The following is a 21,284-nucleotide window of genomic DNA, read 5'->3' as shown; positions in this document are numbered from 1 at the left end:
TGACACGACGGGCCGCTCCGACGGTCCGGGCCGAGGAGGCGCGGCTCCGGTCCGCCACGCCGGTCACGGCCTGCCCCGCGAGGCCCGCGACATCGCGGTCGGCATCAGCGGCCTCGAAGTCACCTTCGCGACCGACGGCGGCGACGTCGCGGCCGTTCAGGGCGTCACGCTCGACGTCCGCGCCGGCGAGGTGCTCGCCATCGTCGGCGAGTCCGGCAGCGGCAAGACGGTGACCGCCAAGACGATCCTCGGGCTGCTGCCCGAGACAGCGGTCGCGACCGGCGCCGTGCTGCTCTCGGGGCGGAACGTCCTCGAGGTGACGCCGTCGGCGATGCGCGCGATGCGCGGTCGCGACGTCGCCATGGTCTTCCAGGAGCCATCCACGGCCCTCAACCCCGTCTACACGGTGGGCTGGCAGATCATCGAGGGGCTGCGCGCCCACGGGGCGATCAAGAAGAAGGAGGCGCGGCGCCGGGCGATCGACATCCTCCGCCGCGTCGGCATCCCCGAGCCCGAGAAGCGGGTCGACTACTACCCGCACCAGTTCTCGGGCGGTCAGAAGCAGCGCGTCGTCATCGCGATGGCGCTCGTGCTGAACCCCTCGGTCATCGTGGCCGACGAGCCGACCACCGCCCTCGACGTCACGGTGCAGGCCGAGATCCTCGACCTGCTCCGCGACCTGCGCGACGAGTTCGGCACCGCGATCGTGCTGATCACCCACAACATGGGGGTCGTGGCCGACCTCGCCGACCGGGTCGCGGTGATGTACCTCGGCAAGGTCGTCGAGCAGGCGTCGTCGGCCGAGTTGTTCGCGTCGCCGAAGGACGACTACACGCGGCGACTGCTCGGGTCGGTGCCCCGACTCGAGTCGCGCGGCGCGCAGGTCCAGGCGGCCGAGGCCGACCGCGACGTGGTCGTCCGGGCGACGGGTCTCGAGATCGAGTACCCCGGCCGTCTCGGGCGCGGCGGCTTCCGGGCCGTCAAGGGCGTCGACTTCTCGATCGCCCGTGGCGAGGTGCTGGGCCTGGTCGGCGAGAGCGGCTCGGGCAAGACCACCATCGGCCGGGCAATCGCGGGTCTCACCCCCGTCACCGGCGGCTCGCTCGACGTGCTCGGCATCGAGATGAACGGAGTGCACGAGCGGGACTTCAAGCCCAAGCGCGCCGAGATCGGCTTCGTCTTCCAGGACCCCGCGTCGAGCTTCAACCCGCTGCTGACCATCGCCGAGTGCGTCGCCGAGCCGCTGATCGTGCACGGCCGGGCCAGCGACGCCCGAGCGGCCAGGCGGAGGGTCGACGAGCTGCTCGAGGCCGTCCAGCTGCCCAAGGCGTTCGGCGACCGCTACCCGCACGAGCTGAGCGGCGGACAGCGCCAGCGGGCGAGCCTCGCCCGCTCGCTGGCCCTCGAGCCGGCACTGCTGATCGCCGACGAGCCGACGAGCGCGCTTGACGTCTCGGTTCAGGCGCGCGTGCTCGAGCTCTTCCGAGAGCTGCAGACCGACCTCGGCTTCGCGGCGCTGTTCATCAGCCACGACCTCGCCGTCGTCAACATGCTCGCCGACCGGATCGGCGTGCTGTACCACGGAGACCTCATCGAGAGCGGGCCGAACGACCAGGTGCTCGGCGCACCCGAGCACCCGTACACGCAGCGTCTGCTGGCGTCGCTGCCGGTGCCCGACCCGGTCGAGCAGGCCGCCCGTCGCGAGCGGCTCGCCGAGCTCGACCGTGCCGCGGCCCGCGGCGACGTCGCGGGAGGGGCCGCCTGATGGCCGTCGACCTCGACATGGGCGCGCCGGTCACCACCGACGACCTCTCGCTGGAGTACCCGGCGCGCAGCGGGCATCCGGCGGTCCGGGCCGTCGACGGCGTCACGCTGTCCATCGCGCCGGGCGAGATCCTGGCCGTGCTCGGCGAGAGCGGCTCGGGCAAGTCGACGCTCGCCATGGCGCTGGCCGGGCTCGCCGGCACCGAGCGACCGGCGGAGGGGCGACCGCGCATCGTCGGGGGAGCCGCGCGCGTGTTCGGGCTCGACCTGCTGCGATCGTCGCCTCGTCGGCGCGACCGTCTCTCGGGTGCCGTCGGCTACCTCGCCCAGGACGACGGCGAGCGGCTCAGCCCCGACCTCACCGTCGGCGAGACGATCGCCCAGCCCATCTACCAGCGCGACAAGCGGTTCGACCGCACGGAGGCCGGCCGACTCGTCGCCGACCTCATCGACGCCGTGCACCTCCCGCTCGGCACGATGCTCAAGCAGACCTGGGAGCTGAGCGCCGGGCAGCGGCAACGGGTGGCCCTGGCGCGGTCCCTGGTGCTCGAGCCGCGCCTCCTCGTGGCCGACGAACCGGCGCGCGGAGTCGACGTGCTCGTGCGGCAGGCGGTTCTCGACGTCATCAAGAACCTGCACGGCGACCGGCGGTTCTCGGCGCTGGTCGTCACGTCGTCCGTCTCGGAGGCGCGGGCCATCACCGACCGCGTCGCCGTGATGCGTTCGGGGCGGCTCGTCGGGCTCGGGGCCATCGACGAGGTGCTGCGCGACGGGGTCGACCCGTACGTGAAGGTCCTCTCGACGACCACGCCGATCGACATCATCCGCCCCGACGAACGGGACGAGTCGTGACGGCGCCGACCAGGGGGCACCGGGCGACGACGACCACCGTCAGCCTCCCGGCCGACCGGCGACCGTCGCCCGGGCCCGTCAGCCTGGCGCCCCGTGAGAATCCGCGCTTCGTCGACGCCGTGCGCGCCGGGGGTGCCACGGTCGTCCCCCTCGGCGACGAGACGCGGGGGCTGATCTGGCTCTCGTACACCGACACCGAGGGTCTGGCGCTGGCCCTCGAGCGGCACCCGGGCATCGAGTGGGTGCAGCTGCCCTACGCCGGGGTCGACGCGTTCTCCGATCTGCTGGCCCGCTACGCCGACTCGCCGCGACCGCTCTGGACGAGCGCGAAGGGCGCCTTCTCGGAGCCCGTCGCCGAGCACGCGCTCATGCTCGTGCTCTCGCTGCTGCGGGTCGTGCCGTCGCGCGTGCAGGCGACGAGCTGGCAGACCGAGCAGCGCGGGCTGTCGCTCTACGGCAGGAACGTCGTGATCGTGGGCGCCGGGGGCATCGCGCTCGAGCTCGTCCGGCTGCTGGGTCCCTTCGAGACCCGCGTGACGATCGTCCGTCGCGGCGAGACGCCCGTCGAGGGCGTCGAGCGCACCGTCACGGTCGACCGCATCGACGAGGTGCTGCCCGAGGCGGACGTCGTCGTGCTCGCGGCGGCGGCGACGTCGGGCACGTCGCGGCTGCTCGACGGCCCGCGTCTCGCGTCGCTCAAGCCGACCGCCGTGGTCGTCAACATCGCGCGGGGCGACCTGGTCGACACGGAGGCGCTGGTCGAGACCGTCCGCGCCGAGCGGATCTGGGGTGCGGGCGTCGACGTGACCTCGCCCGAGCCGCTGCCCGACGGCCACCCGCTCTGGGGCGACCCCCGGGTCATCGTGACGCCGCACCAGGCGGACACGCCCGAGATGACGGCGCCGCTGCTCGCCGAGCGCATCACGCACAACGTGCGCGCGCTGCTCGGCGACGGCGATTTCGCCGGGGTCGTCGACCCGGCCGACGGCTACTGAGACCCGGGGGCGCGTCGTGTTCGATGCGCCCCCGAATCTTTGCTACAGTTGGGTCCGCTGTCGAAGGCTCCGGTCTGACGCAGTTGCCATTCCTCGATAGCTCAATTGGCAGAGCAGCCGGCTGTTAACCGGCAGGTTCTTGGTTCGAGTCCAAGTCGGGGAGCGAAGGCCCAGAGGCTCCACCCTCTGGGCCTTTTTCTTTGCCCTCACGTCGACGACGAGGTTCTCGAGCCGGGTACGCCGAGGAGGCGCGGTCCGGCTGGTGCCGTCGCGCGCCTCCTCGGGGCTCTCGCCCGGTCGTTCTCGGCCGATCAGTCTTCGGGGTGATCGACGCCGGGCAGCCAGGTCCGGCCGGGGGAGCCCCAGCCGGCCTTCTTGACGGCCTTGGCGGCCGCCTTGTGGAACGGGTGCTCGAGCCGGTCGGTGTACAGCACGCCGTCGAGGTGGTCGTACTCGTGCTGGAAGATGCGGGCGAGCCAGCCGTGCGCCTCGATCTCGTACTCGTCGCCCTCAAGGTCGGTCGCACGGAGGATGACCCCCTCGGCTCGACGCAGCGGGAACCGCTCGCCGGGAACCGAAAGGCAGCCCTCCGACTCGTCGTCGTCGTCGAGCGGCTCGATCGAGAGGGGGGTCTGCCACAGGGTGGGGTTGATAGCGACGCCGCGCCAGTCGTCGCCGTCGTCGTCCGTCCACGAGAAGACGAAGAGCCGGAGGCCGACACCGACCTGCGGGCCGGCGAGACCGACGCCGGGGGCGGCGTCCATGGTCTCGAACATGTCGGCGACGAGGGTGCGGATCGCGTCGTCGATCTCGGCGACGTCGGAGGCGGGGGAGTGCAGCACGGGGTCACCCGTGATGGTGATGGGGCGAACGGCCATTCGTCCAGCCTACTGAGCGGCGGCCCGCTACCGTGGACGCCGTGAGCCCGAACCTCAGCGATCTGACCGAGCAGGTCTCGTTGACCCCGTTCCAGGCGCTGGGGATCCCCATCGCCCTGATCGGCGCCGTGTTCCTCTCGATCGGCGCGCAGCTGCAGCACCGCGGCGTCGCCAAGGTCGAGACGCGACTCGGGGCGTCGCGCGGCGGGATGAGCGTCCGCCAGGTGCTCGCGCTGATCGGTCGACCGTCGTGGGTGATGGGCACGCTGATGCTGGGGCTGGCCGTGGTGTTCCAGCTGACGAGTCTCCGGGTCGCCCCGCTGCTCGTGGTGCAGCCGCTCGGGGCCGTCGCGCTCGTGATCACCGCCGTGCTCAACGCCCGGTCGACCGGGCGGCGGCTGACGGGGCGCATCAAGCGGTCGATCGCGATCTGCGTCGGCGGCATTGGCCTCTTCGCCACGGTGGCCGCCTTCACCGCCATCGAGACGGAGATCACGACCGATCAGCTGATCACCGTGCTCGTCATCCTGCTCGTCGTGGGCGCCGTCCTCGCCGTCGCGTTCGTCGCCCTGCGGCACCGACGCAGCGCGCTGTTCTACATCATCGGCGCCGGGGTGCTCTACGGCTTCGTCGCCACGCTCGCGAAGGTCGTGCTGAACCGGGTGTTCGCCGGCAACTTCGACGGTCTGAGCATCGTCTGCATCGTCATGCTCCTCGCGGCGGCGGCCCTCGGCGGGTACTTCGTGCAGAACGCCTACTCGTCGGGGTCGCCCGACCTCGTGATCGCCGGGCTGACGGTGGTCGACCCCATCGTCGCGGTCACCATCGGCATCGTGGTGCTCGGCGAGGCCGCGAACGCGCCCGGCTACGCCGTCGCGCTCTTCCTCGTCGCGGGCGCGATCGCCGTCTACGGCGTGTTCCAGCTCGCCAAATACCAGCCCGCCAAGCGAAGCTGAGCTACCGTGGTCCCGCGCCGCAGACGCCATCGGCGGGGCACCAGCGAACCACGAGCACAAGGACGCCACGACACGTGACACCCGCCCCAGACCACGCCCCCGAACCCCGCGACGAGAACGCGACCGGTCCGGGCGGCGGCGACACCGCGCCGCGCCTCACCGTGCTGATCGCGGCGGACACGTTCCCGCCCGACGTCAACGGCGCCGCCAACTTCGCCGAGCGACTCGCCGTCGGCCTGGCGGGCCGCGGGCACGACGTGCACGTCATCTGCCCGGCGGCCGACCGCCACCACGGGACGTTCCTCGAGCAGCACGACGGCGTGACCCTGACCGTCCATCGTCTGTACTCGACGCGCTGGCCCCTCCACGACTGGCTGCGCTTCGCGACGCCGTGGCGTGCCGAGCCCAACGCCGAGCGCATCATCGAGCAGATCCGACCCGACGTCGTGCACATCCAGTCGCACATCGTGATCGGTCGCGCCGTCGTCCGCGTCGCCAACCGCCGCGGCATCCGGGTCATCGCCACCAACCACTTCATGCCCGAGAACCTCCTCGAGCACACCGGGCTGCCGCACTTCCTCCGCGCGACGGCCGTCAAGCTCGCGTGGCGGGACGCGGCGAAGACCTACACGCACGTCGCGGCGATCACGACGCCGACCAGGCGGGCCGCGACGTTCCTGGAACGGTCGGTCGCCGTCACCGGCGTGCTGGCCGTGTCGTGCGGCATCGAGGCCGCCGACTACACGGCGCGCGACGACCGACCCGCCGCGAACCGGGTGGTCTTCGTCGGTCGGGTCACGGCCGAGAAGCAGATCGACGTGCTGCTCAAGGCCATGACCCTGCTCGACCCAGCACTCGACGCGCGACTCACCATCGTGGGCGGCGGCGACCTGCTCAAGCAGCTGCAGCTGATGACCGTCGAACTGGGCCTCGCCGAACGCGTCACCTTCGCCGGCTACCTGTCGGACGCCGAGCTGCGGCGGACCCTCACGGAGGCGACCGTCTTCGCCATGCCGTCGGTGGCCGAGCTGCAGAGCATCGCCAGCCTCGAGGCCATGGCCTCCGGTCTCCCGCTCGTCGTCGCCGACGCCATGGCGCTGCCGCACCTCGTCGACGAGGGGGTCAACGGGTACCTCTTCAGGCCGGGCGACAGCCGCGACCTGGCCGACAAGCTGACCCGCGTGCTCACGGCGGGCGACGACGAGTACCTCGCCATGCGCCGAGCGAGCCTGCAGGTCATCGAGGGACACGACATCCAGCGGACGGTGAGCGTCTTCGAGTCGCTGTATCGTGGGGAACCGGTGGCCTCGGCCGCCGACGCCTGACCGACCCGCGCCTCCTGGGCGGTCGGTCGGCACGGGGCGGTAGCTCAGCCGGTTAGAGCAGTCGACTCATAATCGATCGGTCACGGGTTCAAGTCCCGTCCGCCCTACGACACGACCCTCGACGGTCGGTCGCAACCCGGTCGGGCATGCCACCATGTGTGCATGTTCACCCGACGGACACGCGACACCCCTGCCGGCGACGACTCCATCTCTCCGGGGGGAGCGCCGTCCGCCCCTCGCTTCGGCGTGGGCGCCCAGGTGTACGTGCTCGACTCCGACGAAGACGCGGGCACTCCGTTCCCCTACGGACCCACCGGCATCATCGTCCGCGCCGGGGGCTCGGCCTGGCAGGGCGTCTCGGCGATAGGCGGCTCGGCGCGCACCTGGCTCGTGGAGTTCGACTCGCCCCAGCTGGACCGCGACGGCGAGGGGCCCGTCCGCTCGGCCTCCGTGGCCGAGAAGTTCCTCCGCCTGGCGCCCCTCGCCTGAGCCCGTCCGCGCGCCCGCCCGCGCGCCCGCCCGCGCGGCCGCCGCGGTCGGCAACTCCTCCTCCGTGCCGCGCACCACGCCGGCACAGGCCACGCAGCGCCGCCCGCGCGCACCCGTGAGGAGTTGCCGACCGGAGGGGTGCAGTCGACGCGACCGCGGGAATGTTCCACCGCGCCCGGCCGTTCCCCCAACTGCATACATACGCATGAACAACAGCTAAGGTGGTCCGCATGCAGTTCGGAATCTTCTCCGTCGGAGACATCACGCCAGATCCCACCACGGGCCGCACGCCCACCGAGCACGAGCGCCTGCTCGCGATGGTCGCGATCGCCAAGAAGGCCGAAGAGGTCGGTCTCGACGTCTACGCCGCCGGCGAGCACCACAACCCGCCCTTCGTGAACTCGAGCCCCACGACGCTGCTCGCCTACATCGCGGCGCAGACCGAGCGGATCATCCTCAGCACCGCGACGACGCTGATCACGACGAACGACCCGGTCAAGATCGCCGAGGACTTCGCGCTCCTCCAGCACCTCGCCGGCGGGCGCGTCGATCTGACGCTCGGCCGCGGCAACACCGGCCCGGTCTATCCCTGGTTCGGCAAGGACATCCGCCAGGGCATCAACCTCGCCATCGAGAACTACGCCCTGCTGCACCGCCTCTGGCGCGAGGACGTCGTCGACTGGAAGGGCCACTTCCGCACCCCGCTGCAGAGCTTCACGTCGACGCCGCGCCCGCTCGACGGCGTGCCGCCCTTCGTCTGGCACGGGTCGATCCGCAGCCCCGAGATCGCCGAGCAGGCGGCTTACTACGGCGACGGGTTCTTCGCCAACCACATCTTCTGGCCGGCCTCGCACACGAAGCAGATGGTCGAGCTCTACCGCTCGCGCTACGAGCACCACGGTCACGGCCGTGCCGACCAGGCGATCGTGGGTCTCGGCGGCCAGGTCTTCCTGGCGAAGAACTCGCAGGACGCCGTCCGCGCCTTCCGCCCCTACTTCGACTCCGCGCCGGTCTACGGCCACGGGCCGAGCCTCGAGGACTTCACGTCGCAGACGCCGCTGACGGTCGGGAGCCCGCAGGAGGTCATCGACAAGACCCTCGCCTTCCGCGACTACGTCGGCGACTACCAGCGCCAGCTGTTCCTGATCGACCACGCGGGGCTGCCCCTGCAGACGGTGCTCGATCAGCTGGACATCCTCGGCGAGGAGGTCGTCCCGGTGCTGCGGCGCGAGTTCGCGACGAACCGCCCCGAGCACGTGCCCGACGCACCGACCCACGCCGCCCGGTTGGCCCGTGCCGACGGGGCGGTCGACGTCGCGGCGGCGGCTCCGGCCGTCGCCACCCGCTGAGCCGAGGAGGCGCACCATGGCATCCAAGAACATCGTCGTCGTCTCCGCGGGGCTGGGTCAGCCCTCCTCCACGCGCCTCCTGGCCGACCGCCTCGCCGAGGCGACCGCCCGGTCGATGCTCGAGTCGGGCGTCCCCGCCGAGTTCGAGGTGGTCGAGCTGAGGGACCTCGCGCACGAGATCACCGACGCGATGCTGACGGGGTTCGCCTCGGAGGCGCTGGCCGGCGTGATCGACCGGGTCACCCGGGCGGACGGCCTCATCGCGGTGACCCCGGTGTTCACCGCGTCGTACAGCGGACTCTTCAAGTCGTTCTTCGACGTGATCGACAAGGAGGCGCTGGCCGGCACGCCGGTCCTCGTCGGGGCGACCGCGGGCACGGCCCGGCACTCGCTCGTGCTGGATCATGCGCTCCGGCCGCTCTTCTCGTACCTGAGGTCCGTGGTCGTTCCGACCTCGGTCTTCGCGGCGTCCGAGGACTGGGGCGCCGGCGACGAGACGACGACGGGTCTGCCCGAGCGCGTGACCCGTGCCGCCGGCGAGTTCGCCGACCTCGTCGCGATGCGCTCGACCGAGCGCGGCGACCCGTTCGCCGACGTCGTGCCCTTCGAGCAGCAGCTGAGCCGACTCGCCGGCGACGATCCGCTCTGAGCGGGCATGCCCGCACGGTGCGCCGTGTTGGACCCGCAGACGAGAGGAACGATCATGAGCAGCGCATCACCAGGACATGAGACGGGCGCGTCGCCGTCGGTCGAGTCGACGAGGTTCCACGCCCTGCGCCGCGCCCGGGTGACGTCGCCGACCGGGCCGCTGGCTCTGGTGAACACCCAGTGGGTCGACGGTGAGCAGCCGATCTGGGGGGTCGCCGGGGTCTGGGCTCCCACGCCGGCGGGCGTCTCGGGGCTGACGGTCACGGCCCGCGCCGCCGACGGGGTGACCGTCGACGACGTGCTCGTCGACGGCACGGCCCTGGTCGCGGGGGACGACGCGATGACGCCGGGCCGGGTGTCGTTCGCGGGTGGTGCGACGGGCACGGTGATCGCGAACGACGACGGATCGTCGTACGCCCTCCGGGTGTGGGACTCCCGCTCCGACGCGGCCACGGCCTTCGGGTCGATCGACGCCTACCCCTACGACCCGTCGTGGGTGGTGACCGCGGAGTTCGTCACGACCGAGCCCGGCACCGAGATCGACATCCGGCACCAGAAGGACCTCGACCTCAGTCGGCCGAAGCCGCTCCCGGGACTCATCCGATTCCGCCGCGACGACGTCGACTACGAACTGGCGGCGTTCCCCAGCGGCGACCGCGATCGCCTCCAGCTCGTCTTCGCGGACGGCACGACGGGCGACACCACGTACTCGGTCGGGCGCTTCCTGTTCCCGACCCCGTCACCCGACGGCACGATACTCCTGGACTTCAACCGCGCGGTCCTGCCACCCTGCGCGTTCTCGTACCAGTTCAACTGCCCCATCCCGCCCGCGCAGAACCGTCTGCGCGTCCGGGTGGAGGCGGGGGAGAAGAACGTGCTCGACCGGTCGGGCGCGCTCCTCCACTGACGCCCGCGGGGGGATGACGTCGCAGACACCCGGGTCGCCCTCTCCGACGTCGGTGGCCGGTGGCATGATCGACATCGTGTTCATCGTGCTCCGTCGTCTGCCCGACGGTCGAGTCGAGTTCACGCCCGTCGACCGTTACGCCTCCGACAGGGCCCCGGTGGCCGCGGCACCGATCGTGGTCGCCGAGGGCGAGCTGGGGATGGCCGTCGCCACGCGCGAGGTGGAGGAGTCCCCGCGCTGGGTCTGGGACGACACCCGCAGCTGGTACCCGCGCCTCCTGGGCCTCGGTGTCCGCGTGGCCCGCTGCGTCGACCTGCGGCTCTGCCACGCGATCCTGCGGCGCTCGGCCGCGACGACGGGCGGCGAGCTGCACGGGGCCCCGCCCGGGCCGTACGACGGCCCTCAGGCCGAGCTGACGCAGGGCGACGGCTTGTTCGACGTCGTGCCCGAGTCGCTGCCCGATCCGCTGGGCGAGTTCCTGCGTCAGCGTCGCGCGGTGGAGTCGAGCGCTCACCGCGAGGGGCTCGAGCTGCTGACGACCGCCGAGTCCACCGGTGCCCTCGTCGCCTGCGAGATGCACCACCGCGGCATCCCGTGGTCGGCTCGGGTGCACGACCGCCTGCTGACCGAGGCGCTGGGGCCCCGGCCCGCGCGCGCCGGAGACCGGCCGTCCGCGATGGCCGCCGACGTCGTCGAGATCCGCGGGGCCCTCGCCGCCCCCGACCTCAACCCCGACTCGCCCGCCGAACTGCTCAAGGCGCTCAACCGGGCGGGGCTGCCCGTCGCGTCGACGAGCAAGTGGGAGATCCAGCGGCACGAGCACCCGGTCGTCGAGCCGCTTCTGCGCTACAAGCGCCGACAGCGCCTCCTCGTCGCCAACGGCTGGGCCTGGGTCGACGCCTGGGTGCGGCAGGGCCGGTTCCGACCCGACTACGTGCCCGGCGGGGTCGTCACGGGCCGGTGGGCGACGAGCGGGGGAGGCGCGCTGCAGCTGCCGAAGGCCGTCCGCGCGGCCGTCGTGGCCGACCCGGGCTGGAAGCTCGTCGTGGCGGACGCCTCTCGCTCGAGCCCCGCATCCTCACGGGGCTCTCGCGCGACGCCGCGATGGCGGCGGCCGGCGACGGAGACCTGTACGAGGGCATCGTGTCCAGCGGCGCGGTGGCCTCGCGTGCCGAGGCGAAGGTCGCGATGCTCGGGGCGATGTACGGCGCGACGCAGGGCGAGAGCGGTCGGCTCGTTCCCCGACTCGCCCGGCGGTTCCCGCGGGCCATGGAGTACGTCGAGGCCGCCGCCCGGGCGGGCGAGGCGGGCGGGGTCGTCAGCACCCTGCTCGGGCGCAGCTCGCCGCGGCCGGGCGACGAGGTCGCCGAAGACCTCCCCCCGGAGATGGACCGGGGCCCGGTCGGTCGTGACGCCCGGGCCTGGGGCCGCTTCACCCGCAACTTCGTGGTGCAGGGCACCGCGGCCGAGTGGGCGCTCTGCTGGATGGGCGCCACGCGCGCCGAGCTGCACTCGCGGTTCGCGGGGCTCGGCGACGGGGCGCCGCACCTGGTGTTCTTCCTGCACGACGAGATCGTCGTCCACTCGCCCGCCGAGGTCGCCGACGAGGTCGTGGCCGTCGTCGAACGGAGCGCCGCCGCCGCCGGTCGGCTGCTCTTCGGGCAGGCGCCCGTGCGGTTCCCGGTGACGATCGCGGTCGTCGACGACTACTCGCAGGCCAAGTAGGGGCGCCAGGGCGAACTGGCAGGAGTTACACAGTTGTGATCCCGTGCATCCGTCTGCGATGATTCAGCGAGCGGACCAGTCCGCCCACACAATCTCATACAGCACGAGAAGCCACCGTTTCACTCGTTCACCAGGTCGATGGGGAAGTCGCACCTAACCGAATGGAGTAATCGTGGCTGCTGCAATGACTCGGGGAGTGCTCTACGTGCACTCGTCCCCTCGTGCACTGTGCCCACACGTCGAATGGGCGGTCGGTCGTGCCCTCGGGCACGCCGTCAACTTCGCGTGGGTCGACCAGCCCGTGCTCGGCGGTTCGCAGCGCACGGAGTTCTCGTGGCAGGGCGACGACGGTGCCGGTGCCCGCATCGCCTCGGCCCTCCGCGGCTGGGAGCACCTCCGCTACGAGGTGACCGAGGACCCCGACTCGCAGCACGACGGCGGTCGGTGGATGCACACGCCCGATCTCGGCATCTTCTTCGCCCAGACCGACACGGCGGGCAACACCGTCATCCCCGAAGACCGCGTCCGCTACGCGATGGAGGTCGCCGGGTCGAACGCCCTCGAGCTGCACCGCGAGCTCCGTCTCGCCCTCGGTCAGGCGTGGGACGACGAGCTCGAGCCGTTCCGCTACAGCGGCGAGGGCAACCCCGTCGTCTGGCTGCACAAGGTCGGCTGACCCGAGCTCTCGGCGGTCGGTGCGGTCGCGGCGCACGAAGGAGGCGCGGGTCGTGTTCGACACGACCCGCGCCTCCTTCGATGGTTCAGACCGAACGGAACCCGATGACGGCGTTGTGGCCGCCGAAGCCGAACGAGTTGCTCAGCGCGACGATCTCGCCGTCGGGCAGTGCACGGGGCTCGCCGACCACGACGTCCATGTCGATCTCGTCGTCCATCTGGGTGACGTTGATCGTCGGGGGAGCGAGGCGCTCGTGCAGGGCCTTCACGGTGAAGAGGGCCTCGATGCCGCCGGCACCGCCGAGCAGGTGCCCGGTGGCCGCCTTCGTCGCCGAGACGATCAGCTTCGGGGTGTGCTCGCCGAAGACGCGCTTGATGGCGTGGTACTCGGCGATGTCGCCCACCGGGGTGCTCGTCGCGTGGGCGTTGACGTGCACGACCTGGTCTCGGTCGACGCCGGCGTTCTCGAGAGTGGTGATGACCGCGCGGGCGGCCCCGTTGCCCTCGGGGTCGGGCGCGGTGATGTGGTACGAGTCGCTGGTGACGGCGCCGCCGATCAGCTCGGCGTAGATGCGGGCGCCGCGGGCGAGCGCGTGCTCCTCCGTCTCGAGGACGAGCGCCGCGCCTCCTTCGGCGAGGACGAAGCCGTCACGGGTCACGTCGTACGGCCGGGAGGCGGTGGCCGGGTCGTCGTTGCGCTTCGAGAGGGCCTGCATGGCGGCGAACGACGCGAGCGGCATCGGGTGGATGGCCGCCTCGGACCCGCCGGCGATGGCGATGTCGGCGAGACCGGACTGGAGGTGCTCGTAGGCCATCGCGATGGACTCGGTGCTGGAGGCGCAGGCCGAGACGACCGTGCGGGCGCCGGCGCGGGCGCCGAGCGTCATCGAGATGGCGGCGGCGGGGCCGTTCGGCATGAGCATGGGGACGGTCATCGGCAGGACGCGGCGCGGCCCCTTCTCGCGGAGGGTGTCCCAGCCGTCGAGGAGGGTCCAGACGCCGCCGATGCCGGTGGCCCAGTCGACGATGAACCGCTCGGGGACGACCTCGGGCGAACCGGCGTCGGCCCAGGCCTCGCGCGCTGCGGTGAGGGCGAACTGGCTGGAGGGGTCGAGGCGCTTGGTCTCGCGACGGTCGAGCACGTCGGCGGACGGCACGCGGGCCTGCCCGGCGAAGGTGACGGGCAGCTCGTACTTGGCGACCCACTCCTGCTCGAGGGTGGTGATGCCCGACTGGCCGGCCAGCAGGTTCTGCCAGCTCTCGGTGGCGGTGCCGCCGAGGGGGGTGGTGGCACCGAGGCCGGTGACGACGATCTTCTTGGTCATGACTGTTCTCCTGAAGGGACTGCCCGGGACGGGCGTGCGGCCTGCCTGACGGGCGGTCCCGTCGACGTGGGCGCCCGGTCGGTCCCTAAAAGGGAACGACCGGGCCGCTGACGTCTAGTCCTGTGCCTTGGTGATGAAGGTGACGGCGTCGCCGACGGTCTTGAGGTTCTTGACCTCTTCGTCGGGGATCTTGACGTCGAACTTCTCTTCGGCGTTGACGACGATGGTCATCATCGAGATCGAGTCGATGTCGAGGTCGTCGGTGAACGACTTGCCCATCTCGACCGTGTCGGTCGCGATGCCGGTCTCGTCGTTGATGAGCTCGGCCAGGCCGGCGAGGACTTCTTCGGTGGACAGTGCCATGGTGTTGTTCTCCTTGTGGGGTGTCGGTTGACCGGGGTAAAGCCTATACAGGCGGAAAGCTGGGGGAGGCGCGGCGCGCTACGGGAGCACGACGACCTGGGCGCCGAAGACGAGGCCCGCACCGAAGCCGATCTGCAGGGCGAGACCGCCGCTGAGCTCGGGGTGCTCGTCGAGGAGGCGGTGGGTCGCGAGCGGGATGCTCGCGGCCGACGTGTTGCCCATCGTCGCGATGTCGCGGCCGATGACGACCGACTCGGGCAGACCGAGCTGCTTCGCGAACTCGTCGATGATGCGCATGTTGGCCTGGTGGGGCACGAACGCGGACAGCTGGTCGGAGGTCACGCCGGCGCGCTCGAGGGCGAGCTTCGCGACCTTGACCATCTCCCAGACGGCCCAGCGGAACACGGTCTGGCCCTCTTGGCGCAGGGTGGGCCACGGCACGTCGCCGTTGCCCTCGCGGTACTCGACCATCGTGTTCGTCATGCCGATGGCGTCCCACTTGGAGCCGTCGGATCCCCAGACGGTCGGGCCGATCCCGGCCGACTCGGCGGGGCCGACGATCGCTGCGCCCGCGCCGTCGGCGAGGAGGAAGGAGATCGTGCGGTCGGTCGGGTCGATGACGTCGCTGAGCTTCTCGGCGCCGACCACGAGCACGTACTCGGCGAGACCCGACTTCACGAACGAGTCGGCCTGCGCGATGCCGTAGGTGTAGCCGGCGCACGCGGCGGAGATGTCGTAGGCCGCCGCGGGGTTGGCCCCGACCCGCTCGGCGAGCAGCGACGCGACCGACGGGGTGGCCACGCCGCCGCCGATGGTCGAGACGAGGACGGCTCCGATCTGGTCGGCGCGGATGCCCGACTTCTCGATGGCCTCCTTCGCTGCGGTCTCGGCGAGGTCGACGACCTTCACGTCCTTGCCGGCGCGGCGGCGGGTGACGACGCCGGTGCGCTGCTGGATCCACTCGTCGGACGAGTTGATCGGCTCGACGATGTCGGCGTTCGGCACGACGTTCTCGCCGCGGGCGGCGCCGATGGCGTAGATGCGGGTGAACTGCGCGCCGGTGTTCTGGCTGAGCTGGGGGGTGGTCATGCTGCTCCCTCGATGAGGTCGACGGCGGCCTGGAGGTCGTCGGGTGTCGTGATGGCGACGGAGGGGACGCCCCTCAGTGCGCGCTTGGCGAGTCCGGTCAGAGCGCCGGCGGGGGCCAGCTCGATCAGGCCCGTGATGCCGGCGGCGGAGAACGACTCCATCGTGGCGTCCCAGTGGACGGGCGACGCGACCTGACCGACCATGAGCTCGACGAATCGGGCGCCCTCGGTGACGACGCTGCCGTCGTTGTTCGTCCAGAGCGTCAGATCGGGGTCGGTCGTGGTCACGGCGGAGGCCGCGGTGCGGAGTCGCTCGACGGCGGGCTGCATGTGACGGGTGTGGAAGGCGCCGGCGACCTGCAGGGGGATGACGCGCGCCTTGGCGGGCGGCTGCTCGGCCAGGGCGGCGAGGGCGGTGAGCTCGCCGGCGACGACGATCTGACCGCCGCCGTTGTAGTTGGCCGGCTCGAGTCCGAGCTCGTCGAGGCGGGCGAGCAGTTCGGCCTGGTCTCCGCCGAGGACGGCGCTCATGCCGGTCTCGGCCTGCATGGCGGCCTCGGCCATGGCGCGGCCCCGCTCGGCGACGAGCGCGACCGCATCGGTGTCGGTGAGGACCCCCGAGACCGCGGCGGCGGTGAACTCGCCGACGGAGTGCCCGGCGACACCGGCCACGCGTGCGCGGTCGACGCGGTCGAAGAGCGCGCGCGCCGTGAGGATGCCCGCGGCGACGATGAGGGGCTGCGCCACCGCGGTGTCGCGGATGGTGTCGGCGTCGGAGGTCGTGCCGTGGGCGACGAGGTCGACGTCGGCGGCGGCCGACAGGCTGCCGAGCAGGTCGGCGAGCTGCGGGTCGGCGAGCCACGGTTCGAGGAATCCGGGTTTCTGGGAGCCCTGGCCGGGCGCAACGACAACGATCACTGATCCATCATGCCGCCCCGAGGGGCCTCGCAGGTGTAGCAACTCGACCAAAGATCGGGGCGGGGCTTGTCGCTTCTCGCCAGGACGGGTGCCGAGGAGGCGCGGGTCGGCCTCAGCGACGCCGCCCCGCCTGCCCGTCGTGGTCGGCTATCGACCCCAGGATGAGCGCCGATTGCAGGATGAGCGCCTCCCGGGCGCCGGTGGCGTCCCAGCCGATCACGTCGGAGACCCGCTTGAGGCGGTATCGGACGGTGTTCGGGTGCACGAACAGCTCGCGAGCGGTCGCCTCGAGCGATCGCCCGTTGTCGAGGTAGCACCAGAGCGTGGTCAGGAGTTCGGTGGAGTGGTTCTTCAGCGGCTTGTAGACGCGATTGACCAGTGTCGAACGGGCGACGGGGTCGCCCGCGAGGGCCCGTTCGGGCAGCAGATCGTCGGCGAGTGCCGGGCGGGGGGCGTTCCGCCACGACCGGGCCACCGAGAAGCCGGCCAACGCCGTCTTGGCGCTCTTCGAGGCGTCGACGAGGCTGGGCACCTCGTGTCCGAGCACGAGGTGGCCGTCGCCGAAGCCGGGCTCGAGGGCCTTCGCGATGTCGGTGAACGAGGGTCGGCTCGTGGAGGTCGGGGTGCCGTTCTCGTCGAGGGTCTCCTCGGCACGGCCGATCACCAGCACGAGTCGTCGCCCCTGGACTCCGATGAGCACGTCGGCGGCGAGGTGGCGCGCCGTGCGCCGGAGCATGTCGACGTCGAGCATCCGCGGCGTCGTCCCGACGAGGACGGACACCTCGCCGTGCCCGTGCCAGCCGAGCGCGGCGATGCGGCTCGGCAGCTCGTCGTCGTACTCGCCGCTGAGGATGGAGTCGACGACCAGCGCCTCGAGACGGGCGTCCCACAGGCCGCGTGCCTCGGCGGCACGCGCGTAGACGTCGGCCGAGGCGAAGGCGATCTCGCGCGAGTAGAGCAGGATGGCCTCGCGCAGCGAGTCGTCGCCGTCTTTGACCCGTTCTTCGACGACCTCGACGGTGACGCGGATCAGCTGCAGCGTCTGCTGGAGGCTGATCGAGCGGAGAAGCTCGCGGGGCGCTGCCCCGAAGACGTCGGCGGCGATCCACGGGGTGGATCGGGGGTCGTCGAACCAGCTGATGAACGACGTGATGCCGGCCTGGGCGACGAGACCCACGGCCGAGCGTCGCCCGGGGGGCATGTCGCCGTACCAGGGCAGCGTCTCTTCCAGTCGCTTGATGGTCTTGGTCGAGAGTTCGCCCGAGACCGTCCGCAGCCACGCGAGCGTGCGCTCTTTCGTGGCTGCGGACGGTTCCATGGGCGAGCTCGGAACCCGCTCGGCGCTCACGGGCCCGGTCAGCTCTCCCCGCCGGCGTTGCCGCTGGTGCCGGCGGTCACGTCGTTCAGCCGGTACTTGTCGATGGCCTGCTGGACGACGCCGGGCTCGACGTCGCCGCGGCGGGCCAGGGCCTGCAGCGTGCGGACGACGACAGAGGGTCCGTCGATCTTGAAGAACCGACGGGCGGCGGCACGGGTGTCGGAGAATCCGAAGCCGTCGGCGCCCAACGTGAGGTAGTCGCCGGGGACGTACTCGCGGATCTGGTCGGGTACGGCGGCCATGAAGTCGCTGGTCGCGATGAACGGGCCCTCGGCCCCCTGCAGCTTGTCGGTGACGTACGGCGTGCGCTGCTCGGCCTCCGGGTTGAGGAAGTTGTGCTCTTCGGCGGCGAGGCCGTCGCGTCGCAGTTCGTTCCAGGAGGTGACGCTCCACACGTCGGCGGCGACGTTCCAGTCGTCCGCGAGCAGACGCTGGGCTTCGAGCACCCACGGCACACCGACGCCCGAGGCGAGCAGCTGGGCACGCGGGCCCAGGTTCTCGGCGCTCTTGAGCTTGTAGATGCCTCGGACGATGCCGTCCACGTCGACGTCGTCGGGCTCGACCGGCTGCTGCATCGGCTCGTTGTAGACGGTCACGTAGTACATGACGTTCGGGTCGGCGTGCGTCGGAGCGCCGTTCTCGTCGGTGCCGTACATGCGGTCCATGCCCGACTTGACGATGTGACCGAGCTCGTAGCCGAACGCGGGGTCGTACGAGACGACCGCCGGGTTCGTCGAGGCGAGCAGCAGCGAGTGGCCGTCGGCGTGCTGCAGGCCCTCACCCGTCAGCGTCGTGCGACCGGCCGTGGCGCCGATGATGAACCCGCGGGCCATCTGGTCGCCGGCCGCCCACATGGCGTCACCGGTCCGCTGGAAGCCGAACATCGAATAGAAGACGTAGACCGGGATGAGCGGCTCGCCCTGCGTCGAGTACGACGTGCCGACCGCGGTGAACGCCGCGAACGCGCCGGCCTCGTTGATGCCGACGTGCAGAGCTGACCCTGGGGGCTCTCCTTGTACGCCAGCAGCAGCTCGCGGTCGACCGAGGTGTAGTGCTGCCCGTTGGGGTTGTAGATCTTGGACGTCGGGAAGTAGGCGTCCATGCCGAACGTGCGCGCCTCGTCGGGGATGATCGGCACGATGCGGTGGCCGAAGTCCTTCGAGCGGAGCAGATCTTTCAGCAGGCGCGCGAAGGCCATCGTGGTGGCGACCTCCTGCTTGCCGGAGCCCTTCTTGACGACGTCGTACGACGTCGACTCGGGGACGGACATCTGCGTGTACTTCGAGCGACGCTCGGGCACGTAGCCGCCGAGGGCGCGTCGACGCTCGTGGAGGTACTGGATCGCCTCGTCGTCGTTGCCGGGGTGGTAGTACGGCGGCAGGTACGGGTTCTCGTCGAGCTGCGAGTCGGAGATCGGGATGCGCATCTCGTCACGGAACTGCTTGAGGTTGTCGAGCGTCAGCTTCTTCATCTGGTGGGTCGCGTTGCGGCCCTCGAACGACGGCCCGAGGCCGTAGCCCTTGACGGTCTTCGCCAGGATGACGGTCGGCTGGCCCTTGTGCTCGGCGGCGGCCTTGAACGCGGCGTAGACCTTGCGGTAGTCGTGCCCGCCGCGCTTGAGGTTCCAGACCTGGTCGTCGGTGAAGTCCTTGATGAGCTCGAGGGCGCGGGGGTCGCGACCGAAGAAGTTCTCGCGGACGTACGCGCCGCTCTCGGCCTTGTAGGTCTGGAAGTCGCCGTCGGGCGTCGTGTTCATGAGGTTGAGCAGCGCGCCCTCGGTGTCGCGGGCGAGCAGGTCGTCCCATTCGCGACCCCAGACGACCTTGATGACGTTCCAGCCGGCACCGCGGAAGAAGCTCTCGAGCTTCCTGGATGATCTTGCCGTTGCCGCGCACCGGGCCGTCGAGTCGCTGCAGGTTGCAGTTGATGACGAAGTTCAGGTTGTCGAGACCCTCGTTGGCGGCGACCTGCAGCTGACCGCGGCTCTCGACCTCGTCCATCTCGCCGTCGCCGAGGAACGCCCAGACCTGCTGGTCGGAGGCGTCCTTGATGCCGCGGTTCGTGAGGTACTTCGCGACCTGCGCCTGGTAGATCGCGTTGATCGGGCCGAGACCCATCGACACGGTGGGGAACTGCCAGAACGACGGCATGAGCCGCGGGTGCGGGTACGAGCTGAGCCCGCCCGACGCGTGCGACTTCTCTTGACGGAACCCGTCGAGCTGGTCGGTGCCGAGGCGGCCCTCGAGGTACGCGCGGGCGTACATGCCGGGGGAGGCGTGGCCCTGGAAGAAGATCTGGTCTCCGCCGCCGGCGTGGTCCTGGCCGCGGAAGAAGTGGTTGTAGCCGACCTCGTACAGGGCGGCGGACGAGGCGTAGGTCGAGATGTGACCGCCGACCGAGACACCGGGGCGCTGGGCGCGGTGCACGGTGATCGCGGCGTTCCAGCGGATCCACCGGCGGTAACGGCGCTCGAGCTCTTCGTCGCCGGGGAACTCGGGCTCGTCTTCGGTGGCGATGGTGTTGACGTAGTCCGTCTTGGGGACCATCGGCACGCCGAGGTGGAGTTCGCTCGACCGGCTCAGCAGGCTCTTCATGATCTCGCGAGCCCGTTCGTGCCCCTGGGCCGCCACGAGGGAGTCGAGCGACTCCCGCCATTCGGCGGTCTCTTCGGGATCGCGATCGGTCGTGTCGACCGTGTACGGGTCCTGGTCGTTTACCGTCACCCTTGACCTCAATCAATCTCGTGGTGTTGATAGCACCGTGTGTGGGTCGCACCGTATGCGGTGGACAGACGAGTGTCAGGTCGTCCGCGCCCGGGTTCCGAACACGTTGCCACCTGACTCGCCAGAGTCTAGTGACCCCGACTGACACCGACCCTGCCCCACGGAGTCTCCGCACGCGCTGAGAGCGGTCCTTGCGTTCGCCCCCGTGCGGCGTAGGATCACTGCTCGTGTTTGTCGCCGGCCGCCCGGGCCGACGCGGAAGGATCGCACCATGGCACTGGAGAACGACATCCAGGCTCCCGACTTCGATTTGCCGAACCAGTTCGGCGAGCACGTCAGGCTGTCGGACTACCGGGGTGTGAAGCCCGTCGCGCTCGTGTTCTTCCCCCTCGCGTTCTCGAGCACCTGCACGAAGGAGCTGTGCACGCTCCGCGACAATCTGGCGATGTTCCAGGACCACCGCGTCGAGCTGCTCGTCGTCTCCGTCGACTCGAAGGCGACCCTCCGGGCCTTCGCCGACGAGAAGGGCTACGACTTCACGCTGCTCGCGGACTTCTGGCCGCACGGCGAGGTCTCGAAGGAGTACGGCGTGTTCCTCGAGCACAAGGGCTTCGCGACGCGGGCCACGTTCCTGATCGACGTCGACGGCATCATCCGCGAGCACTTCGTCACCGAGCCCGGCCAGGAGCGCTCGATCGACGACTACCGCGCCTCCCTCGACACCCTGGTGCCGGCCACCGTCTGACGCGACACCGCCCAGGAGGCGCGACTCGCGCCTCCTCAGCCGCTAACCTGATACGACCCGCCCGGCCAGACCGGCGCAGGGGCCTTTAGCTCAGTTGGTAGAGCGCCACGTTTACACCGTGGATGTCATCGGTTCGAGCCCGGTAGGGCCCACCAGAGAAGTCCCGTTCACGAGACGTTCG

18 protein-coding genes, 3 tRNA genes and 1 pseudogene are annotated in these 21,284 nt (G+C 70.9%); 15 read left to right on the top strand and 7 right to left on the bottom strand.

Going from position 1 to position 21,284, the window contains the following annotated elements:
- Nucleotides 1–70 precede the first annotated feature (70 nt).
- The 4 genes from ACZZY9_RS02275 (at nt 71) to ACZZY9_RS02260 (ending at nt 3,774) form a co-directional block, all read left to right on the top strand.
- On the top strand, nt 71–1,765 hold the full coding sequence (locus tag ACZZY9_RS02275; RefSeq protein ID WP_463464624.1) for a dipeptide ABC transporter ATP-binding protein: 1,695 nt from the start codon (nt 71–73) through the stop codon (nt 1,763–1,765).
- Nucleotides 1,765–2,616 carry an ATP-binding cassette domain-containing protein gene (locus ACZZY9_RS02270; protein WP_279293145.1) on the top strand — a complete coding sequence of 284 codons (852 nt, stop codon included), beginning with the start codon at nt 1,765–1,767 and terminating at the stop codon, nt 2,614–2,616. The genes ACZZY9_RS02275 and ACZZY9_RS02270 overlap by 1 nt, the downstream gene beginning before the upstream one ends.
- Nucleotides 2,613–3,611: an NAD(P)-dependent oxidoreductase gene (locus ACZZY9_RS02265; protein WP_463462822.1), complete on the top strand. Its 999-nt coding sequence runs from the start codon at nt 2,613–2,615 to the stop codon at nt 3,609–3,611. The genes ACZZY9_RS02270 and ACZZY9_RS02265 overlap by 4 nt, the downstream gene beginning before the upstream one ends.
- A 90-nt stretch (nt 3,612–3,701) precedes the next feature.
- Nucleotides 3,702–3,774 (top strand) — tRNA-Asn (locus ACZZY9_RS02260).
- Nucleotides 3,775–3,922: 148 nt separating this feature from the next.
- Here ACZZY9_RS02260 and def read toward each other — a convergent pair.
- Nucleotides 3,923–4,489 (bottom strand): peptide deformylase, encoded by a 567-nt coding sequence (gene def / locus ACZZY9_RS02255; protein ID WP_243215301.1) that lies wholly within the window; start codon nt 4,487–4,489, stop codon nt 3,923–3,925.
- A gap of 41 nt (nt 4,490–4,530) precedes the next feature.
- Here def and ACZZY9_RS02250 point away from each other — a divergent pair, with 41 nt between their 5' ends.
- From ACZZY9_RS02250 to ACZZY9_RS02210, 9 genes are all read left to right on the top strand, one after another.
- Entirely contained in the window at nt 4,531–5,445 is a 915-nt protein-coding gene (locus ACZZY9_RS02250; protein ID WP_243215302.1) for a DMT family transporter, read from the top strand.
- 74 nt (nt 5,446–5,519) lie between these two features.
- Nucleotides 5,520–6,770: a glycosyltransferase gene (locus ACZZY9_RS02245; RefSeq protein WP_463462821.1), complete on the top strand. Its 1,251-nt coding sequence runs from the start codon at nt 5,520–5,522 to the stop codon at nt 6,768–6,770.
- A gap of 33 nt (nt 6,771–6,803) precedes the next feature.
- Nucleotides 6,804–6,877, top strand: a tRNA-Ile gene (locus ACZZY9_RS02240).
- 55 nt (nt 6,878–6,932) lie between these two features.
- On the top strand, nt 6,933–7,259 hold the full coding sequence (locus tag ACZZY9_RS02235) for a hypothetical protein (protein WP_463462820.1): 327 nt from the start codon (nt 6,933–6,935) through the stop codon (nt 7,257–7,259).
- A gap of 230 nt (nt 7,260–7,489) precedes the next feature.
- Nucleotides 7,490–8,608 carry an LLM class flavin-dependent oxidoreductase gene (locus ACZZY9_RS02230; RefSeq protein ID WP_463462819.1) on the top strand — a complete coding sequence of 373 codons (1,119 nt, stop codon included), beginning with the start codon at nt 7,490–7,492 and terminating at the stop codon, nt 8,606–8,608.
- Between the two features lie 16 nt (nt 8,609–8,624).
- Nucleotides 8,625–9,257 carry an FMN reductase gene (locus ACZZY9_RS02225; RefSeq protein ID WP_463462818.1) on the top strand — a complete coding sequence of 211 codons (633 nt, stop codon included), beginning with the start codon at nt 8,625–8,627 and terminating at the stop codon, nt 9,255–9,257.
- 54 nt (nt 9,258–9,311) lie between these two features.
- Nucleotides 9,312–10,163 carry a DUF1684 domain-containing protein gene (locus tag ACZZY9_RS02220; protein WP_243214086.1) on the top strand — a complete coding sequence of 284 codons (852 nt, stop codon included), beginning with the start codon at nt 9,312–9,314 and terminating at the stop codon, nt 10,161–10,163.
- A gap of 960 nt (nt 10,164–11,123) precedes the next feature.
- Entirely contained in the window at nt 11,124–11,888 is a 765-nt protein-coding gene (locus ACZZY9_RS02215; protein WP_463462817.1) for a DNA polymerase, read from the top strand.
- A gap of 184 nt (nt 11,889–12,072) precedes the next feature.
- Nucleotides 12,073–12,564 (top strand): DUF3145 domain-containing protein, encoded by a 492-nt coding sequence (locus ACZZY9_RS02210; RefSeq protein ID WP_192059171.1) that lies wholly within the window; start codon nt 12,073–12,075, stop codon nt 12,562–12,564.
- An 85-nt stretch (nt 12,565–12,649) separates the two neighbouring features.
- Here the strand turns inward: ACZZY9_RS02210 and ACZZY9_RS02205 are convergent, their stop codons facing one another.
- From ACZZY9_RS02205 to aceE, 6 genes and pseudogenes are all read right to left on the bottom strand, one after another.
- Nucleotides 12,650–13,888, bottom strand: a complete 1,239-nt coding sequence (locus tag ACZZY9_RS02205; protein ID WP_192057907.1) for a beta-ketoacyl-[acyl-carrier-protein] synthase family protein — start codon at nt 13,886–13,888, stop codon at nt 12,650–12,652.
- Between the two features lie 114 nt (nt 13,889–14,002).
- The gene (locus ACZZY9_RS02200; RefSeq protein ID WP_055797067.1) at nt 14,003–14,251 is read right to left on the bottom strand and encodes an acyl carrier protein; all 249 of its coding nucleotides are present in this window, start codon (nt 14,249–14,251) and stop codon (nt 14,003–14,005) included.
- A gap of 78 nt (nt 14,252–14,329) precedes the next feature.
- Entirely contained in the window at nt 14,330–15,340 is a 1,011-nt protein-coding gene (locus tag ACZZY9_RS02195; RefSeq protein WP_463462816.1) for a beta-ketoacyl-ACP synthase III, read from the bottom strand.
- On the bottom strand, nt 15,337–16,257 hold the full coding sequence (locus tag ACZZY9_RS02190) for an ACP S-malonyltransferase (protein ID WP_463462815.1): 921 nt from the start codon (nt 16,255–16,257) through the stop codon (nt 15,337–15,339). The genes ACZZY9_RS02195 and ACZZY9_RS02190 overlap by 4 nt, the downstream gene beginning before the upstream one ends.
- A 112-nt stretch (nt 16,258–16,369) precedes the next feature.
- The gene (locus tag ACZZY9_RS02185) at nt 16,370–17,575 is read right to left on the bottom strand and encodes a PucR family transcriptional regulator (protein ID WP_192057901.1); all 1,206 of its coding nucleotides are present in this window, start codon (nt 17,573–17,575) and stop codon (nt 16,370–16,372) included.
- Between the two features lie 38 nt (nt 17,576–17,613).
- A pseudogene (gene aceE / locus ACZZY9_RS02180) lies at nt 17,614–20,358 on the bottom strand (pyruvate dehydrogenase (acetyl-transferring), homodimeric type).
- Between the two features lie 271 nt (nt 20,359–20,629).
- On the opposite strand from aceE, the gene ACZZY9_RS02175 reads away from it, so the two are divergent.
- Nucleotides 20,630–21,103 carry a peroxiredoxin gene (locus ACZZY9_RS02175; RefSeq protein WP_192057889.1) on the top strand — a complete coding sequence of 158 codons (474 nt, stop codon included), beginning with the start codon at nt 20,630–20,632 and terminating at the stop codon, nt 21,101–21,103.
- 79 nt (nt 21,104–21,182) lie between these two features.
- Nucleotides 21,183–21,258: transfer RNA gene (locus ACZZY9_RS02170), tRNA-Val, on the top strand.
- The last annotated feature ends 26 nt before the right edge of the window (nt 21,259–21,284 follow it).

This window comes from Frigoribacterium sp. AC394 (assembly GCF_979258095.1).
The sequence above is the reverse complement of the archived record's forward strand: the minus strand, read 5'-3'. Positions and strand labels throughout refer to the sequence as shown.

Bases quoted from the DNA above. Each gene is read 5' to 3' on its own strand.
- ACZZY9_RS02270 (WP_279293145.1), top strand. From the start codon at position 1,765: ATGGCCGTCGACCTCGACATGGGCGCGCCGGTCACCACCGACGACCTC.
- def (WP_243215301.1), bottom strand. From the start codon at position 4,489: ATGGCCGTTCGCCCCATCACCATCACGGGTGACCCCGTGCTGCACTCC.
- ACZZY9_RS02235 (WP_463462820.1), top strand. From the start codon at position 6,933: ATGTTCACCCGACGGACACGCGACACCCCTGCCGGCGACGACTCCATC.
- ACZZY9_RS02230 (WP_463462819.1), top strand. From the start codon at position 7,490: ATGCAGTTCGGAATCTTCTCCGTCGGAGACATCACGCCAGATCCCACC.
- ACZZY9_RS02225 (WP_463462818.1), top strand. From the start codon at position 8,625: ATGGCATCCAAGAACATCGTCGTCGTCTCCGCGGGGCTGGGTCAGCCC.
- ACZZY9_RS02220 (WP_243214086.1), top strand. From the start codon at position 9,312: ATGAGCAGCGCATCACCAGGACATGAGACGGGCGCGTCGCCGTCGGTC.
- ACZZY9_RS02210 (WP_192059171.1), top strand. From the start codon at position 12,073: ATGACTCGGGGAGTGCTCTACGTGCACTCGTCCCCTCGTGCACTGTGC.
- ACZZY9_RS02205 (WP_192057907.1), bottom strand. From the start codon at position 13,888: ATGACCAAGAAGATCGTCGTCACCGGCCTCGGTGCCACCACCCCCCTC.
- ACZZY9_RS02200 (WP_055797067.1), bottom strand. From the start codon at position 14,251: ATGGCACTGTCCACCGAAGAAGTCCTCGCCGGCCTGGCCGAGCTCATC.
- ACZZY9_RS02195 (WP_463462816.1), bottom strand. From the start codon at position 15,340: ATGACCACCCCCCAGCTCAGCCAGAACACCGGCGCGCAGTTCACCCGC.
- ACZZY9_RS02185 (WP_192057901.1), bottom strand. From the start codon at position 17,575: ATGGAACCGTCCGCAGCCACGAAAGAGCGCACGCTCGCGTGGCTGCGG.
- ACZZY9_RS02175 (WP_192057889.1), top strand. From the start codon at position 20,630: ATGGCACTGGAGAACGACATCCAGGCTCCCGACTTCGATTTGCCGAAC.